The sequence below is a fragment of the Streptosporangium sp. NPDC020145 genome, from assembly GCF_040631275.1.
Taxonomy (GTDB): domain Bacteria; phylum Actinomycetota; class Actinomycetes; order Streptosporangiales; family Streptosporangiaceae; genus Streptosporangium.
Genome location: NZ_JBEXZT010000008.1, coordinates 196588 through 212166, shown reverse-complemented (window position 1 = coordinate 212166; position 15579 = coordinate 196588). Strand labels below are relative to the sequence as shown.

The following is a 15579-nucleotide window of genomic DNA, read 5'->3' as shown; positions in this document are numbered from 1 at the left end:
GATGGGTGCCCAGCTAAGACTGCTGCGGCGGCGGATCAAGTCGGTCAGGTCCACGGCGAAGATCACCCGCGCCCAGGAGCTCATCGCCTCGTCGCGCATCGTCAAGGCGCAGCAGCGTATGCAGGCGGCCGTGCCGTACGAGCGTGAGATCACCCGCGCCGTCACGGGCGTCGTCAGCAACACCAGCAGCGTCGACCACCCGCTGACGGTGTCGAAGGAGCGGCCCGCCAAGGCGGCCGTGCTCATCGTCACCAGTGACCGCGGGTTCTGCGGTGGCTTCAACGCCAACATCCTGCGTGAGGCCGAGGCCCTCGGCACGCTGCTGAAGGGCAAGGGCATCACGCCGGTTCCCTTCGTGGTCGGTCGTAAGGGCATCGCCTGGCACACCTTCCGCGGCCGCGAGATGGGCGGGAAGTGGGACGGCTTCTCCGACAACCCGTCCTACACCCACGCCAAGCAGATCGCGGACACGCTGATCGAGGCGTTCTCGGCGCAGGACGGGGTGGACGAGATCCACATCGTCTCGACCGGGTTCGTCTCGATGCTCACGCAGGAGGTCGCGGTCAGGCGGATTCTCCCGCTTGAGATCGAGGAGACCACCGCGAAGCCGGAGACGCCGCTGCCGTACTTCGAGTTCGAGCCCACCGCGGGCGCCGTGCTCGACACGCTGCTGCCGCGTTACGTGGAATCGCGTATCTTCAGCGCGCTGCTCCAGTCGGCCGCCTCCGAGCACGCCTCGCGTCGCCGGGCCATGAAGTCGGCGACCGACAACGCCAACGAGCTGATCCGTGTGTTCACCATGCAGATGAACCAGGCTCGCCAGGCCGAGATCACCCAGGAAATCAGCGAGATCGTCGGTGGCGCCAACGCGCTGGCTGACGCCGCAGCGGGGAAAGAGTGAAATGACTGCACAGACTGTTGAGACCGGCGTGGGCCGCGTCGCGCGGGTCACCGGTCCCGTCGTCGACGTGGAGTTCCCCGTCGAGGCGATGCCCGATATCTACAACGCGCTGAAGGTCGACGTCCTCCTCGCGGGGGAGACCAAGACCCTGACCCTGGAGGTCGCCCAGCACCTGGGTGACAACCTGGTCCGCGCCATCTCCATGCAGCCCACCGACGGTGTGACCCGTGGCGCTCCGGTGACCGACACCGGTGCCGCGATCTCCGTGCCGGTCGGCGACGTCGTCAAGGGCCACGTGTGGAGCACCCTGGGCGAGTCCCTGGACGTGCCGACCGCGTCGCTGAAGATCGAGGAGCGCTGGGGCATCCACCGCCCCTCGCCCTCCTTCGACTCCCTTGAGTCGCGCACCGAGATGCTGCCCACCGGCATCAAGGTCATCGACCTGCTCACCCCGTACGTCAAGGGTGGAAAGATCGGCCTGTTCGGTGGCGCCGGTGTCGGCAAGACCGTTCTGATCCAGGAGATGATCCGCCGAGTCGCGCTGAAGTTCTCGGGCACCTCGGTGTTCGCGGGCGTCGGCGAGCGCACCCGTGAGGGCAACGACCTCTGGCTGGAGATGGAGGAGGCGAACGTCCTCAAGGACACCGCCCTCGTCTTCGGCCAGATGGACGAGCCCCCGGGCACCCGTCTGCGCGTCGCGCTCTCCGCCCTCACCATGGCGGAGTACTTCCGTGACGTGCAGAAGCAGGACGTGCTTCTGTTCATCGACAACATCTTCCGGTTCACCCAGGCCGGTTCCGAGGTCTCCACCCTGCTCGGCCGTATGCCGTCCGCGGTGGGTTACCAGCCGACCCTGGCCGACGAGATGGGTGTTCTCCAGGAGCGCATCACCTCGACCCGCGGTCACTCGATCACCTCGATGCAGGCGATCTACGTCCCCGCGGACGACATCACCGACCCGGCCCCGCACAACGCGTTCGCGCACCTCGACGCGCAGACCGTTCTGTCCCGGCCGATCTCGGAGAAGGGCATCTACCCCGCGGTGGACCCGCTCGACTCCACCTCGCGGATCCTCGACCCGCTGATCCTCGGCGAGGAGCACTACCGCGTGGCCCAGGAGACCAAGCGGATTCTGCAGAAGTACAAGGAACTGCAGGACATCATCGCGATCCTGGGTATCGACGAGCTCTCCGAAGAGGACAAGGTCACCGTCAACCGGGCCCGCCGTATCGAGCGCTTCCTGTCGCACCCGATGTACGCCGCCGAGGCGTTCACCGGTCAGCCGGGTGAGTTCGTGCCGCTGGACGAGACGATCGCCTCGTTCAAGGGTCTGTGCGCCGGTGAGTACGACCACCTGCCCGAGCAGGCGTTCTTCATGGTCGGTGGCATCGAGCAGGCCATCGCCAAGGCCAAGGAACTCGCCCGCTAGTCGCCATCGGCACCGGTACGGCCCGGCCGTACCGGTGCCTGGTTCGAAAGGAACTCAGGAAAGTGGCGAAGCTGCGAGTAGGCGTTGTCTCGCCGGAGCGTGAGATCTGGTCGGGCGAGGCCGACATGGTGATTGCCAAGACCATTGACGGCGAGATCGGTATCATGCCTAAGCACGCGCCCGTGCTCGGCGTCCTCGTTGAGGGCGGCGTGCTGACGGTCAAGCGCGGCGGTGGCGAGCCCGACCTCGTCGCCGCGGTCCACGGAGGCTTCCTCTCGGTGGCGGACAACGAGGTGTCGATCCTGGCCGAGCTGGCCGAACTCGGCTCCGAGGTGGACGTCGCCGCCGCCAAGGACGCCCTCCAGCGGGCCCAGGCATCCATCGATGCCAACCAGGAGGACGCCGACGCCGCGATCGAGGTCAAGCGCGCCAGGGCAAGGTTGCGCGCGGCGGGCGAAGAAGTCGGATAAATTCTGCTTCTGAGCGCGGTATCGGTTGTTGGGGGCGGGGACATGGTGGTGCTGGACGTACTCATCGTCGTGGCGCTGCTGGCCGCCCTCCTCGCCTCCCGCGTGCTGATCCTGACCCGATCTCGGGGTTCGGTGCTGTGTTGCCTGCGTCCGATGTCGGGAGAACGAGGCTGGCGGGTCGGTGTGGCCCGCTACGCCGACGGTCACCTCAACTGGATTCCGCTCATAGGTCTGCTTCCAAGGCCGCGCCACGTGATCGTGAGGCGCGGCCTTGTCATTTCTGGACGACGCAGGATCGGGTCGGACGAGTTCTACGGCTTCATCGAAGGTGTGACGGCGCTGGAGTGCCGCAACGAGCGTGTGGCGTTCGAGCTCGCGATGGGGTACCGGGCCTTGACCGGCTTCGTCGCCTGGCTGGAGTCCGCCCCGCCCAGCGCCCATCTCGACGTGGCCTGACCCTCCTGGGTGAGGGCGGTCCACCCCGGCATGGAAGATGGCCCGGACCTGGTGTGGTCCGGGCCATCCGGCGTTCTCAGGGGAGAACGCGGCCCCGGGGACGACGTCCTATGAGTGACGGTGCGGGTTGTCACCCATACGGTGCCGTCCAACCGGGTCCACACGCCGTCACCGAGCCGGCGGCGGCTTTCGCCCTGAGGCGATTCGCCGATGAGGGTGCCGGGGGTTTGCCCGATGACGGGAGCCGACGGGCCTCGCGCGTGCCGGCGGGATCACCACCGCACACATCCGGTGCCTGTCACGGGCAGGTGGGCTCACCACTCTGCGCGCCGACGTTGATCGCGCTCCAGGCGGCCTTGACCGCGTTGAACTCGGCGCAGGTGTAGAGGGACTTGGCGGCCTTCAGGGTCGCCACGCGCGCCTTGCCGTGCGTCCAGGGGATGGTCTTGAGGTTGAGGCCGCCCTGGAAGATCCGTCCGGCCTTCTGGACGCCGATGCCGGTCAGGCTCGACGGGCCGGAGCAGACCGGGCTCGCGGGCTTGCCGCCACCGGGGTTGGTGCCCTCGGCGAGCAGGTAGAACCAGTGGTTCTGCGGGCCTGCGGCCTTGTGCACCTCGGTGCTGGGGATGGAGGAGCTGTAGCAGTTGGGGTCACCGTTGGTGCTCGGCTTGTACATGTAGCGGATCGGGCCGCTGCCGACCAGGTCGACCTCCTCACCGACGGTGTAGTCCGGCGGGTCGTAGGCGTTGTTGGCGTAGGCCTCGGTGAGGGCTCCGAAGATGTCACCGGTGGACTCGTTCAGGCCGCCGGTCTCGTTACCGCTGCCGGAGCCGCCGGAACCGGAGAACTGGAAGATGGCGTGGCCGTACTCGTGGGCGACCACGTCGATCGGAGTGGCCTGCCTGCTGTTCGACTGGTTGTGGCCGAAGTTGGTGTAGGAGCCGTTCCAGAAGGCGTTGACCTGGTTGAGGCCGACGCGAGCCGGGAAGGCGCCGCCGCTGCCGTTGAAGCCGTTGCGGCCGAGCCAGTTCCTCAGCAGGTCCCATTCCTTCTGGGCCGCGTAGAGGGCGTCGACGCAGGCGGTCTCAAGGTTGGTGCCGGAGCCGTTGCCCCAGGAGTCGGAGCTCTTGGTGTAGGCGGAGCCGCTCTGACCGCCACACTTCAGGCCGGGCCTGGTGCCGTCGGTCATGGAGTAGGAGCCACCCGAGCCCGAGGTCTGGATGGTGACCGGGTTGCCGTTGTAGTAGCTGTTGCCGGTTCCCTCCTTGACCTCGTCCACCTTGTCGATGACGGCGCCGGTGCGCGCGTCGACGTACACGTGGAGAACACTCTCGGCGTTGTCCGAGCGTCCGGTTACCCCGACCTCCCAGGCCAGCGCCGGGGTCTCGATCGCCGCGTGGACGACGAGCACCGGCGCGGAGGCGGTCGCGACGGTGGTGAGCTGGCCGCGGGCGGTGGCCGCAGCCGCGTCCGCGCTGACGACGGGGGTGGTGTCCAGGTTGAGCGTGGCCTGCTGCCCGGAGACGACGTCCCGTGCCTGCTCGCCCGTCCGGTCGGTGGCGACGATCACGTCACCGCCGTAGACGGGAAGGCCCCGGTAGCTGCGCTTGTAGTGCACGTACTGGAGGCCGAAGGTGCCCACGACGGTCTTCTCGCGGACGAAGCTGTCTTCCGGAGCCTTGTGCAGTGCCTGGGACTGCGCCACCAGCGCCCTGTCCGCGGTGGCGATCGCACGCTCACTGCTCTGGGCGTCCGGCGGGGCGTAGGCGCCATCGGAGTTCGCGGTGGCCGAAGGGCCGGTGCCGTTCGGCTGGGCGTACGCGCCGGTCGCGCTCGTGAGCGCGGATGTGGCCAGGGCGGCTGCCGCCAGTACGGCGACGCCCCCCAACCTTGTCTTGGACCTCACTACGGATGACTCCTCTCACAAGTCCCACAAAGGGGGGAAGGGACTAGCAGGAGCCCGTGGCCGGCCAGGGCTGCACTAAAGGTGACATGCAACAGATAGATTGACAAGCCTCGTAAAGGCATAGCATTTTCGTATGTCAAGGCAAACGGTAAGTAACGACCCTCGGAACCCTCCGTCGCCACCCGTCCACGCTGCGCATGTGCGACGGGGCGCGTCCAAGGGGCGGGAGGTCGGGGCCCATATCGCCTCCCCGGCTTGGCGCGCTGCGCCCGGTCCGTGCGCGGACGGCGGCGCGGCGGCCATAACGCTCGGAGAATGGAACCCGGCTCCGGAACGGAGATCTCGGCCCGGACGGGGAAGGGGCGGGGTCACGGCGCGTGTGCGGGATTCGCGCTCCGGGCCCGGCCTGGCCGGTGGGGGATTGAGGTGATCCCGGTCGGGATGGGCCCGGCGTTCGAACCGGGTGGATCTCCGCTGTCGCGCGTCGCACCGGCCTGTGGGTTCGAACCCGTCCGGCCGGGCCGTCGCCGGTTCCGGCCGGTAGCCGGGTGGTGGGAACGTTCCGGCCGGTCCGTGGACGGCGGGGCGTTCTATGGGGATTCGCGTCGGCGGACCCCGCCCATTCGGCGATAAGTGTCACCCGCCTATAAGGGACAAGCCATGACATTTTGCCATCGCGGGGATGGTGGTCGACGGCGAGGTCAAAGCCCGACTTGTCGGCTGCTCGTGCCGTTCATGGAAACCCGGAGACGTGTCCGCCGGCCCGTCCGCGGCGGTCGTGCCCGTGGGGCGGCCTCTCGGGGAACCGCCAGGTGAAGGCCATTGCCGTAGGCTCCGGTCTCCTGTTTCTCAATTGTGAGAAAGCCGTCCGCCTTCTCCTTCTCTTTCGGCTCCAAACAGATTTAACCGCTCCGGATTCGGCCGCCGTTGGCCTTTCGGTGAACCTCCAGGAGGCTCATTCCCGGGCACGATGACCCGTCTCACCCAAGATCTTTAAGCCCTCCGGCGAAGCGCCCCATCCCATGACGGCAACCAACCAACACACGAAAAATGAACTTTTGGCACCCATCGCGCCTACGCGGGGAGCCCCCGATCCCACCCAGCCGACGACACAGGCGACCACCCCCACACGGGAGCAGGAGGCGCGAGGCGACTCTCTCTCATTCCGCCTTCCCGGACGCCCCGACCCCAAGCGTGAAGAGTTCCACCCGGACACCGGGACGCCGCTTCCGAAGGGTTTGATCTTGGCTTTCCCGGCCCCAAGTGTGAGGAGTGTCGGCTTGGGCGCGTCGGTGCTTGGACTGAGGAACGCAGGAGCGCAGCGACGGAGTGACGAGGGAAAGCGCCGACTCGGGGCGCCCAAGCCCCGCGGCGCCGAAGGCGGCGCAAAGAGACACAGCGACGAGGGAAAGCGCCGACGCGGAGCGCCCAAGCCCGCGACGCCGTCAGGCGGAGCAAGGAGACACAGCCCGCGACGCCGAAGGCGGAGCAAGGAGACACAGCCAGGCGGAGCAAGCGCTAGCGCGTACCCCCCGGCTTCCACAGGATCTCATCGCCCCCGGCGGCGACGCGGCACAGGATGAACAGCAGGTCGCTGAGGCGGTTGAGGTACTTCGCGGTCAGCGGGTTGACGTCGTCGTGCTCCTCAAGGGCCGCCCAGACGGTCCGTTCCGCGCGCCGGGCCACGGTCCGTGCGACGTGGAGCTGGGCCACGGCGAGGGTGCCGCCGGGCAGGATGAAGCTGCGCAGTGGCCTGAGCCGTTCGTTGAACTCGTCGCACCTGGCTTCGAGCCACTCGACGTAGGAGGCTTCGACGCGCAGCGGGGGGAACTCGGGGTTCTCGGTGATCGGCGTGGACAGGTCGGCGCCGAGGTCGAACAGTTCGTTCTGCACCCGGGTCAGGACCGTGGTGACGTCCTCGTCGAGGGTGCCCACGGCCAGGGCGACACCGATCGCGGCGTTGGCCTCCTCTACGTCGGCGTAGGCGGCGAGCCGGGAGTCGGTCTTGCGGGTGCGGCTCATGTCGCCGAGTGCCGTCGTGCCGTCGTCGCCGGTGCGCGTGTAGATCTTGGAGAGCACCACCGGGTTGTCTCTGTCAGCTCGGGTCATGAGACTCAGCGTATCTTGCGCAGAATTACTCCTGATTAGTTAGATAGCTGACAATATGATTTACCGATGGTTTCCGGTTTTTACCTGCGTTTCCCGCACATCTCCCGGGAGACTCTGACCTTCGTCGCCGACGACGACGTCTGGACCGCTCCCGCCGAAGGCGGCAGGGCCTGGCGCCTGACCTCGGACAGGGCGCCGGCCTCGCATCCCCGGCTCTCTCCCGATGCGACCAGGGTCGCGTGGACGAGTGTCCGCGACGGCCACCCCGAGGTGCACCTCGCCGACCTTGAGTCCGGGTCGGCGGAGAGGCTGACCTACTGGAACGACCCCAGGACCCGCACCCGCGGCTGGACTCCGGACGGCAGGATTCTCGCGATCAGCGCGACCGGCGAGCCGTTCGTCTGGCGGAACTGGGCCTACGCGCTCGGCGACGGCCACGTCGAGCGGCTGCCGTACGGGCCGGTCTTCGATCTGTCGGCCACGGGGGACGGCGGGGGATCGGGGGAGGCGGGGGCGACGGTCGCGTTGCTCACCGCCTCACTCTCCCGCGACCCCGCCGTCTGGAAGCGTTACCGAGGCGGTACGGCGGGCCGCCTGTGGGTACGGCGCGGCCTGTCGGATGAGTTCGAACAGGTCCTGCCGGAGGTGAGAGGCACCTTCGCCAACCCGATGCTGGTCGGGGGACGGCTGGTCTTCCTCTCCGACCACGAGGGCGTCGGCAACCTCTACTCCTGTGAGCTCGACGGCAGCGGACTGCGCCGCCACACCGACCATGACGTCTTCTACGCCCGTCACGCGACCACTGACGGGACCAGGATCGTCTACCAGAACGCCGGGGACGTCTACCTGCTCGACGATCTCGACGGCTCCTCGCGCAAACTCGACGTGACGCTCGGTTCGCCGCCGAGGGGGCGGCAGCCGTACCAGGTCAATCCGGGGTGGCGGTTGCACGATCTGGCGGTGGACGCGACGGGGCAGGCGAGCGCGGTCGAGGTCCAGGGGACGGTGCACTGGCTCACCCACCGGGACGGGCCCGCGCGGCAGCTCAGCACGGGCCTGGCCGCCGGCACGCCTCGGCTTCTGGGCGCGGACCGGGTGGTGTGGGTCTTCGACGACGGGGAGCGTCAGGGGCTGGAGATCGGCCCGGCCGGCGGTGGGGAGACCCGCAGGATCGCCGCCGGGCGGCTGGGCGAGGTCGGTGACCTGGCCGTGGCGCCCGACGCGAACACGATCGCGGTCGCGGCCAGGGACGGCGGGCTGCTCCTGGTCGACGTGGCCTCGGGGGAGGTCGTCGAGCTGTCCAGGGCGAACGGCGAGATCAGCGGGCTGACCTGGTCTCCGGACTCCGCATGGCTGGCGTGGTCGCACCCGGACGCGACCCCGCTGCGCCGGATCAGGCTGGCGAGGATGGCCGACCGGGTCGTCACCGACGTCACCGACGGGCGGTTCGTCGACGTCTCGCCCGCCTTCGCCGGGAGGTATCTGGCGTTCCTGTCGCGCAGGGGCTTCGACCCCGTCTACGACGCGCACTCCTTCGACATGTCCTTCCCGTTCGGCTACCGGCCGTACCTGGTGCCGCTGGCCGCGGCGACGCCTTCGCCGTTCGCGCCGAGCGGGGAGGGGCGGCCCCTGACGGATCCCGAGGACGACAAGGACGGAGATCTCCCGTTCACCGTCGATCTCGACGGCATCGCCTCCAGGGTGGTGCAGGTGCCGGTGCCGGAGGGACGTTACTCGGCGCTCAGCGCGGTCAAGGACGGCATCGTCTGGCTGCGTGAGCCGCTGGCGGGTGAGCTGGGTGAGGACCGGGACAAGGTCGGCGGTGATGCCCCCAGGGCCGCGCTCGACCGTTTCGACCTGGTCAAGCGCAAGTGCGAGGAGGTGGTGGACAAGCTCGACTGGTACGCGGTGAGCGGGGACGGCACCCAGCTCGTCGTCTCGGACAAGGGGACCCTCACGGTCAGGCCGGTCACGGGCAAGAACGGTGAGGACACGACCGTCGACCTGTCGCGTATCCGCGTCACCGCCGACCCGGTCGCCCTGTGGCGGCACGCCTACACCGAGATGGGCCGCAGGGTCAGGGCCGACTTCTGGGTCGAGGACCTGGCGGAGGTGGAGTGGGAGGCCGTGCTCGACGAGTACCGGCCGCTGGTCGAGCGTCTGGCGACCCAGGACGACTTCGCGGACCTGCTGTGGGAGGTCATGGGGGAGCTGGGAACCTCGCACTGCTACGTCTACGCGGCTCCGTGGGGGCACCGGGTCTCCGAGCCGGTGGGTCTGCTCGGCGCCGACCTGTCCCGGGACGAGGAGGGCCACTGGCGGATAGACCGGGTACTGCCCGGCGAGTCCTCGGACGTGCACGCCCGCTCGCCGCTGGCCGTACCGGGGGCGGGGATCACGCCGGGGGAGAGGCTGCTGGCCGTGGACGGCCGTCCGGTGCCCCCGCAGGGCCCGGCGCCGCTGCTGATCGGTGCGGCGGACAAACCGGTCGAGCTGACCCTGGGCGGTGGGCGGAGGGTCGTCGTCACCCCGTTGCGCGACGACCGGCGCCTGCGTTACCAGGACTGGGTCACCGAGCGCAGGACGCACGTCCGTGAGCTGGGGGCAGGCAGGGTCGGTTATCTGCACATCCCGGACATGGTCGCGGAGGGCTGGGCGCAGTTCCACCGTGATCTGCGCAGGGAGATGACCAGGGAGGCACTGGTGGTCGACCTGCGTGGCAACCGGGGTGGCCACACCTCCGAGCTGATCATCGAGAAGCTGATCCGCCGGATCATCGCCTGGGACCTGCCCAGGGGCCTGAACCCGGTCACCTATCCCGAGGACGCCCCGCGTGGCCCGCTGGTCGCGGTCACCGACTACAACGCGGGGTCGGACGGCGACATCGTCACGGCGGCCTTCAAGATCCACAAGCTCGGTCCCGTGGTCGGCACCCGGACCTGGGGCGGCGTCATCGGCACGGAGGGCGACCACCGCCTGGTGGACGGCACCTACATCACCGTGGCGAGGTACGCCTTCTGGTTCGACGAGCTCGGCTGGGGGGTCGAGAACTACGGCGTCGATCCCGACGTCGAGGTGGAGATCACCCCCGGTGACTGGGCGCGGGGCCGGGACCCGCAGATCGAGGAGGCGGTACGGCTGGCGCTGGCCGCTCTTGAGGAGCGGCCTGCGGCGAAGGCTCCCGACCTCTCGCGGCGTCCGTCCCGGCGTCGTCCGGCGCTGCCGCCCCGGTCCGGATGACATTTGTCAGCTCCGTCGGCTGACATCTCTCTGCTGGTGTGGTGATATCGGCGACTACCTGGTGAAAGGCGGAAACAGCAGGATTGTCGCCATGAGAACACCACAGCTCGCGGACACGGCGGAGATCGGAACCGTCGGCCTCGAAAACGTGATCGAGGTCGGCGGGCTCCGGCAGAAGTACGGTGACTTCGAGGCGGTGCGCGGCGTCTCCTTCACCGTCGCCAGGGGCGAGATCTTCGCCCTGCTCGGCACGAACGGCGCGGGCAAGACGACCACCATGGAGGTCCTGGGGGGCTTCACGCCCGCCACCGAGGGGAGCGTCAGGGTCCTCGGCCTCGACCCGATCAGGCAGCGCCGCAGCCTGCGTCCCCGTATCGGGATCATGCTGCAGGAGGGTGGCTTCCTGGGGGACCTCACGGTCGCCGAGACCGTCGGGCTGTGGAAGGGGCTGAGCGAGGACGCGGGACGCCCCGTGACCCTGTCCGGCACCGGGACGCCGGGACGCCTGTCCATCACGGGCTGGACGAAGGGCGTCGACCGGCAGACCATGGGCGCGCTTGAGCTGGTCGGCCTGGAGAACAAGGCCAGGACCAGGGTCAAGCAGCTCTCCGGTGGTCAGAAGCGCAGGCTCGACCTCGCGCTGGCCGTACTGTCCGCCCCGGAGCTGCTCTTCCTCGACGAGCCGACCACCGGTATGGACCCCGAGGCGCGCCGTACCACGTGGCGGGTGATCGAGGACCTGCGGGAATGCGGCACGAGTGTGCTGCTCACCACGCACTACCTGGAGGAGGCCGAGCGCCTCGCGGGCCGCCTGGCGATCATGCACGAGGGGCGGATCCACACCTACGGGACGGTCGAGGAGGTCGTCGCGGGCTCCGGCGACACCATCTCCTTCCGGCTCGGCGGGGCCTCCCGCTCCTACGACGAGCTGCCCTTCCTGGACGGCGCGGCCCCGGCGCTCACCTACACGGGCGACGGCACCGAGGTCGCCTACACGCTGACCGGCGACCAGGTCCAGGCCCGCGCGCACGCCGCCCTCTCACCGCTGCTGGCCTGGGCCGACAGCCGGGGCGAGGTCCTGGAGCGGCTGACCGTACGCCGGGGGACCCTGGAGGACGCCTTCATGCGGGTCCTCGGGGAGACGGCGTAGGACCGGAGACCATCCGGGTGGACGGCGGAGCGATCCGCGGGGAGACGACAGGCCGCACGACGGCCGGAAGGCAACGACAGACCATGAGAACCGACGCCCTGCACGCCGTACGGCTGGCCAAGATCGACCTGACCCTGATCTTCAGGAACACCACCGTCCTGTTCACCGTGCTGCTGATGCCGCTGTTGATGGCCTGGCTGTTCACCCAGACCCAGGGGGGCGCGACCATCGAGGGGGTGTCCGCCAAGCTCTTCGTGCTGACCGGAATGCCGGGCCTGATGATGGGGTTCGCGGTCTTCGTCAACCTGGTCAACTCATTGACGGCCCGTCGTGAGGAACTGGTGCTCAAGCGGCTGCGCGGGGGCCAGCCTTCTGCGGCGGCGGTTCTGGCGGGAAGCGCCCTCGGTGCGCTCGCTCTCTTCTTCGGTCAGGTCGTCCTGCTGGGGATCTGGATCCAGCGCACCGAGGGGGCGACCCCGGTCAACGTGCCGTTGATGCTCCTGGCCGCGGTCCTGGGGGTGACGGTGTTCGGGCTGCTGGCCGCCGCCTGCTCCGGCCTGACCCCCAACGCCGAGATGGCCCAGATCACGGTGCTCCCGATCCTCCTGCTCCTGATGATCGGCTCGCCGGTCGCCTTCCCGACGAACGCGCTGCCCGGCCTGCTGGGGACGATCTCCGGCCTGCTCCCGATCACCCCGATCGTGAAGATCATGCGCAGCGCCTTCCTCGGCTCCGACCACTACTCCGGCAGCGGCAGGGCGCTGAGCGTGCTGGAGCAGTGGACGGGGGCGCTGCCCTCCTTCGGAATCCTGGTCGTCTGGATCGCGGTGACGGCCCTGTTGGCCGGATGGCTGTTCCGGTGGGAACCCCGGCACGGATAACGTCTACCGCGAGATGCAGACAAAAAGTGACACAGGGGAGGCGGGAGGCGACATGCCTCCCGCCTCGCCGGCGTCCTCCGGAGAGCCCGGACGTCCGTCCTGGAAGACCGTCCTCGGCAAGCTGCGGATGTCGCTGTGGTGCCATCCCGGGCGTACGAGTGTCGAGCGGCTGCGCAGGTCGACCGTCGGCACGCTGCTGATCGGCGTGGCCTTCGCCTGGCTCGGCACCTTCGTGAGGCTCACCGCGCAGGGCCGGCACCTCCTGGCCCCTCTGACGATCTTCGATATGGCGGGGACGGCCGCCTTCAGCATCCTGTACGTGCAGATGGTCAGAGCCTCGATCGCCGGGGTCAGGGCGACCCGCGAGATGATCGCCTCCGGTGCGCTCGTCCTGGTCATGTTGGTGTCCCTGCACGGTGAGCTGTGGTCCCTCGGGCTCCTGGCCGTCGCCTGGTCCTCGGGCGCGGCCCTGCTGCTGGACAGGAGAGGGGCGATCGCCGTGTCCGTCGGCGCGGCGGCCGTCGCGGTGCTCGTCGTGCCCAGCGGACGTCTCGGGCTCGACAACACCTCCGCCCTCGCGATAGCGACCTTCCTCGCGATGGCCATGTTCATGCCGTGGGCCAACCGCTTCCAGCTCTGGTTCTGGAAGGTGGTCAGAGCGGCCGAGGAGGGCAAGGAGGCCATGGCCAGGCTGGCGGTGACCGAGGAACGGCTGCGCTTCTCCCGTGACCTGCACGACCTGGTCGGGCACAGCCTGTCCGCGATCGCGCTCAAGAGCGAGGTCGCCGCCAAGTTGTCGGCCGTGGACGCCGAGCGGGCCGCCGCGGAGATGGGCGAGGTGCGCGTGCTGGCACGCGAGGCGCTCAAGGAGATCCGTACGGCGGTGCGCGGCTACCGCACGGTCGATTTCGACGCCGAGTTGCGCAGCATGACGGCCGTGCTTGAGGCGGGCGGCATCGGCTGTTCCCTCGAACTCCCGAAGGAGGGGGTCCCCGACGAGGCGGCCACGCTGCTGGCCTGGGTGATCAGGGAGGGCACGACCAACGTGCTCAGGCACAGCTCGGCGACCCGCTGCCGGATCGCGATCACCCTGCGGGAGGGTACGGCGGTGCTGGAGATGACCAACGACGGCGCCACCGGGCCGGGCGGGCGCGGCGGCACCGGGCTGACGGGCATGTCGGAGCGGGTGACGGCGATGGGCGGGGTCCTCACCGCGGGCGCGGGCGAGGGCGCGGGGGAGTTCAGGTTGCGGGCCACGATCCCGCTGGAGGGGGCACGATGATCCGGGTTCTGCTGGCAGACGACGCGCACCTGATCCGCAGGGCGATCGCCACGCTGCTCGGCCTGGAGCCGGACATCGAGGTGGTCGCCGAGGTGTCCAGGGGCGACCTGGTGGCGCAGGCCGTACAGGATCACAGCCCGGACGTGGTGGTGCTGGACATCGAGATGCCGGGGATGGACGGGCTGAGCGTGGCCGAGACACTGCCCGGTCACGCCGTGCTGATCCTGACCAGCTTCGGGCGGCCGGGCTACCTGAGGAGGGCGCTGGCCGCGGGGGTGCGCGGGTTCGTCCCCAAGGACGCCTCGGCCGAGGAACTGGCGGCGGCGATCCGCAAGATCCACGCGGGCGGCCGATATCTCGACCCCGAGATGGCCGCCTCGGCGATGATGGCGGGGGAGAACCCGCTCACCGAACGCGAGCGCGACGCCCTGTCCCTGGCCTCCCAGGGGGCGACGGTCGCCCAAATCGCGGCCTCACTGCACCTCACCGAGGGGACGGTGCGCAACTACCTGTCCAGCTCCATCACCAAGCTCGGCGCGACCAACCGGATCACCGCGATCCGTGTCGCGCAGGAAAAAGGTTGGTTATGAACAGCATCTTTCTCCCAGAAGGGGGCAAGGGCTCCTCATGACGGCAGAAAGCCCAGTCCTGGGACAGGGCTTTCACACGGTCCGATGTGCACGTGGTCGGCCGACCGAGGTGGCGCCGAGATCGGTCTGAGGAGGGGGTATGCGCGCCGTTGGAAAGCCCGGGGCGCAGGTGGTCGTGGTGGGCAACCGCCTCGACGTGGGAACCGTCGCCGTGGTGCGCCCGCGACTGCACGGCGCGGTCGACTCCGGTGACGGTGATCTGATCGTCGATCTCTCCGGACTTGAGATGATCGACGCCACCGGCCTGGGCGTGCTGGTCGGCACGCACCGCCGGGCGCTTGAGACCGGGCGCCGCCTGGTGCTGAGAGGGGTGCCCGTCCGGGTCATGCGGGTGCTGGCGGTGACCCGCCTCAACCGGGTGCTCATCGTCGAGGTGGCCATGGCCGCGGTCGCCTGACCCCCCACGCCCCGGGGACGACCGGGGCGAGGGGGACGGGTGGGCTCACCTGGCGGTCATGTCGCGAACGACCGGTGGAAGATGTGCACGGCCGTACCGACCAGGTCGGAGACCGGGGGCGGGTCCTCGGCCAGCACCCACTCGATGAGCAGTTCGTGGACGGCGCCGATCATGCCCAGCGTGAGCAGGTGCCGGTTGACCCCGACCGTGTCCGGAGGACCGAGGGCACCGGCTGCGACGATCCTCGCGAAGGCCCGTACGGCCTGCTGCCGTGAGGTGGTGAGGCAGTCGCCCGCCCTGCGCACCTCCAGGTGCATGATCCGGGCGCGTCTTCTGTCCTCGGTGACGAAGTTGATGTACTCCGTGATGCCCGCCTCGACCCTGCCGAGCAGGGTGTCGGGAGCCTCCTCGACGGCCTTCGCCACCGCCGAGACGGCCTCCTGGACGCACCTCTCGTGCAGTGCCCGCATGAGTTCGGTGCGCCCGGAGAAACATTCGTAGAACGCGCGGTTGGAGATGCGCGCCGTGGCGCACAGCCTCTCGATCGTCGTCTCTGGGAATCCGGGGTCGGAATAGAGGGTGTACGCCGCGCAGATCAAACGTTCCCGTCGTTCGGCGAGACGTTCCTCCGCTGACATTCCCCGGTAAGGCCGGCCGTTCATGTCAAGCACCCCGCCTTGACGTGGGGTTGACAAATGCTCGTTTTAT

General features: G+C 69.0%; 13 protein-coding genes. 10 read left to right on the top strand and 3 right to left on the bottom strand.

The window, feature by feature from the left end; genetic code table 11:
• The first annotated feature begins 1 nt into the window (after position 1).
• The 4 genes from ABZ463_RS17760 to ABZ463_RS17745 all read left to right on the top strand — a co-directional run bounded on the left by ABZ463_RS17760 (position 2) and on the right by ABZ463_RS17745 (position 3256).
• Positions 2–901: a F0F1 ATP synthase subunit gamma gene (locus tag ABZ463_RS17760; protein WP_352009651.1), complete on the top strand. Its 900-nt coding sequence runs from the start codon at positions 2–4 to the stop codon at positions 899–901.
• A 1-nt stretch (position 902) separates the two neighbouring features.
• Complete coding sequence (gene atpD, locus ABZ463_RS17755) at positions 903–2330, top strand: F0F1 ATP synthase subunit beta (RefSeq protein ID WP_352009650.1); 1428 nt, start codon at positions 903–905, stop codon at positions 2328–2330.
• Positions 2331–2392: 62 nt separating this feature from the next.
• Positions 2393–2800: a F0F1 ATP synthase subunit epsilon gene (locus ABZ463_RS17750; protein ID WP_352009649.1), complete on the top strand. Its 408-nt coding sequence runs from the start codon at positions 2393–2395 to the stop codon at positions 2798–2800.
• Between the two features lie 42 nt (positions 2801–2842).
• A complete protein-coding gene (locus ABZ463_RS17745) occupies positions 2843–3256 on the top strand; it encodes a DUF2550 domain-containing protein (RefSeq protein ID WP_352009648.1) in 414 nt (137 codons plus the stop codon).
• 298 nt (positions 3257–3554) lie between these two features.
• On the opposite strand, the gene ABZ463_RS17740 is transcribed toward ABZ463_RS17745, so the two are convergent.
• Together ABZ463_RS17740 and ABZ463_RS17735 are read right to left on the bottom strand one after the other, a co-directional pair.
• Positions 3555–5162, bottom strand: coding sequence for a M4 family metallopeptidase (locus ABZ463_RS17740; RefSeq protein ID WP_362777088.1), 1608 nt, complete (start codon positions 5160–5162; stop codon positions 3555–3557).
• Positions 5163–6680: 1518 nt separating this feature from the next.
• The gene (locus tag ABZ463_RS17735; protein ID WP_362777085.1) at positions 6681–7271 is read right to left on the bottom strand and encodes a cob(I)yrinic acid a,c-diamide adenosyltransferase; all 591 of its coding nucleotides are present in this window, start codon (positions 7269–7271) and stop codon (positions 6681–6683) included.
• Between the two features lie 66 nt (positions 7272–7337).
• Here ABZ463_RS17735 and ABZ463_RS17730 point away from each other — a divergent pair, with 66 nt between their 5' ends.
• The 6 genes from ABZ463_RS17730 (at position 7338) to ABZ463_RS17705 (ending at position 14871) form a co-directional block, all read left to right on the top strand.
• Entirely contained in the window at positions 7338–10511 is a 3174-nt protein-coding gene (locus ABZ463_RS17730) for a S41 family peptidase (RefSeq protein ID WP_352009645.1), read from the top strand.
• A 91-nt stretch (positions 10512–10602) separates the two neighbouring features.
• Positions 10603–11661 carry an ABC transporter ATP-binding protein gene (locus ABZ463_RS17725; protein WP_362777081.1) on the top strand — a complete coding sequence of 353 codons (1059 nt, stop codon included), beginning with the start codon at positions 10603–10605 and terminating at the stop codon, positions 11659–11661.
• A gap of 83 nt (positions 11662–11744) precedes the next feature.
• Positions 11745–12542 carry an ABC transporter permease gene (locus tag ABZ463_RS17720; RefSeq protein WP_352009643.1) on the top strand — a complete coding sequence of 266 codons (798 nt, stop codon included), beginning with the start codon at positions 11745–11747 and terminating at the stop codon, positions 12540–12542.
• A gap of 52 nt (positions 12543–12594) precedes the next feature.
• Positions 12595–13824, top strand: a complete 1230-nt coding sequence (locus tag ABZ463_RS17715; protein WP_362777078.1) for a histidine kinase — start codon at positions 12595–12597, stop codon at positions 13822–13824.
• On the top strand, positions 13821–14414 hold the full coding sequence (locus tag ABZ463_RS17710; RefSeq protein ID WP_352009641.1) for a response regulator transcription factor: 594 nt from the start codon (positions 13821–13823) through the stop codon (positions 14412–14414). Before ABZ463_RS17715 ends, ABZ463_RS17710 begins: the two co-directional genes overlap by 4 nt.
• A gap of 139 nt (positions 14415–14553) precedes the next feature.
• Positions 14554–14871, top strand: a complete 318-nt coding sequence (locus ABZ463_RS17705) for an STAS domain-containing protein (RefSeq protein WP_362777076.1) — start codon at positions 14554–14556, stop codon at positions 14869–14871.
• Positions 14872–14927: 56 nt separating this feature from the next.
• Here the strand turns inward: ABZ463_RS17705 and ABZ463_RS17700 are convergent, their stop codons facing one another.
• Complete coding sequence (locus tag ABZ463_RS17700; RefSeq protein ID WP_352009639.1) at positions 14928–15533, bottom strand: TetR/AcrR family transcriptional regulator; 606 nt, start codon at positions 15531–15533, stop codon at positions 14928–14930.
• Positions 15534–15579: the final 46 nt, after the last annotated feature.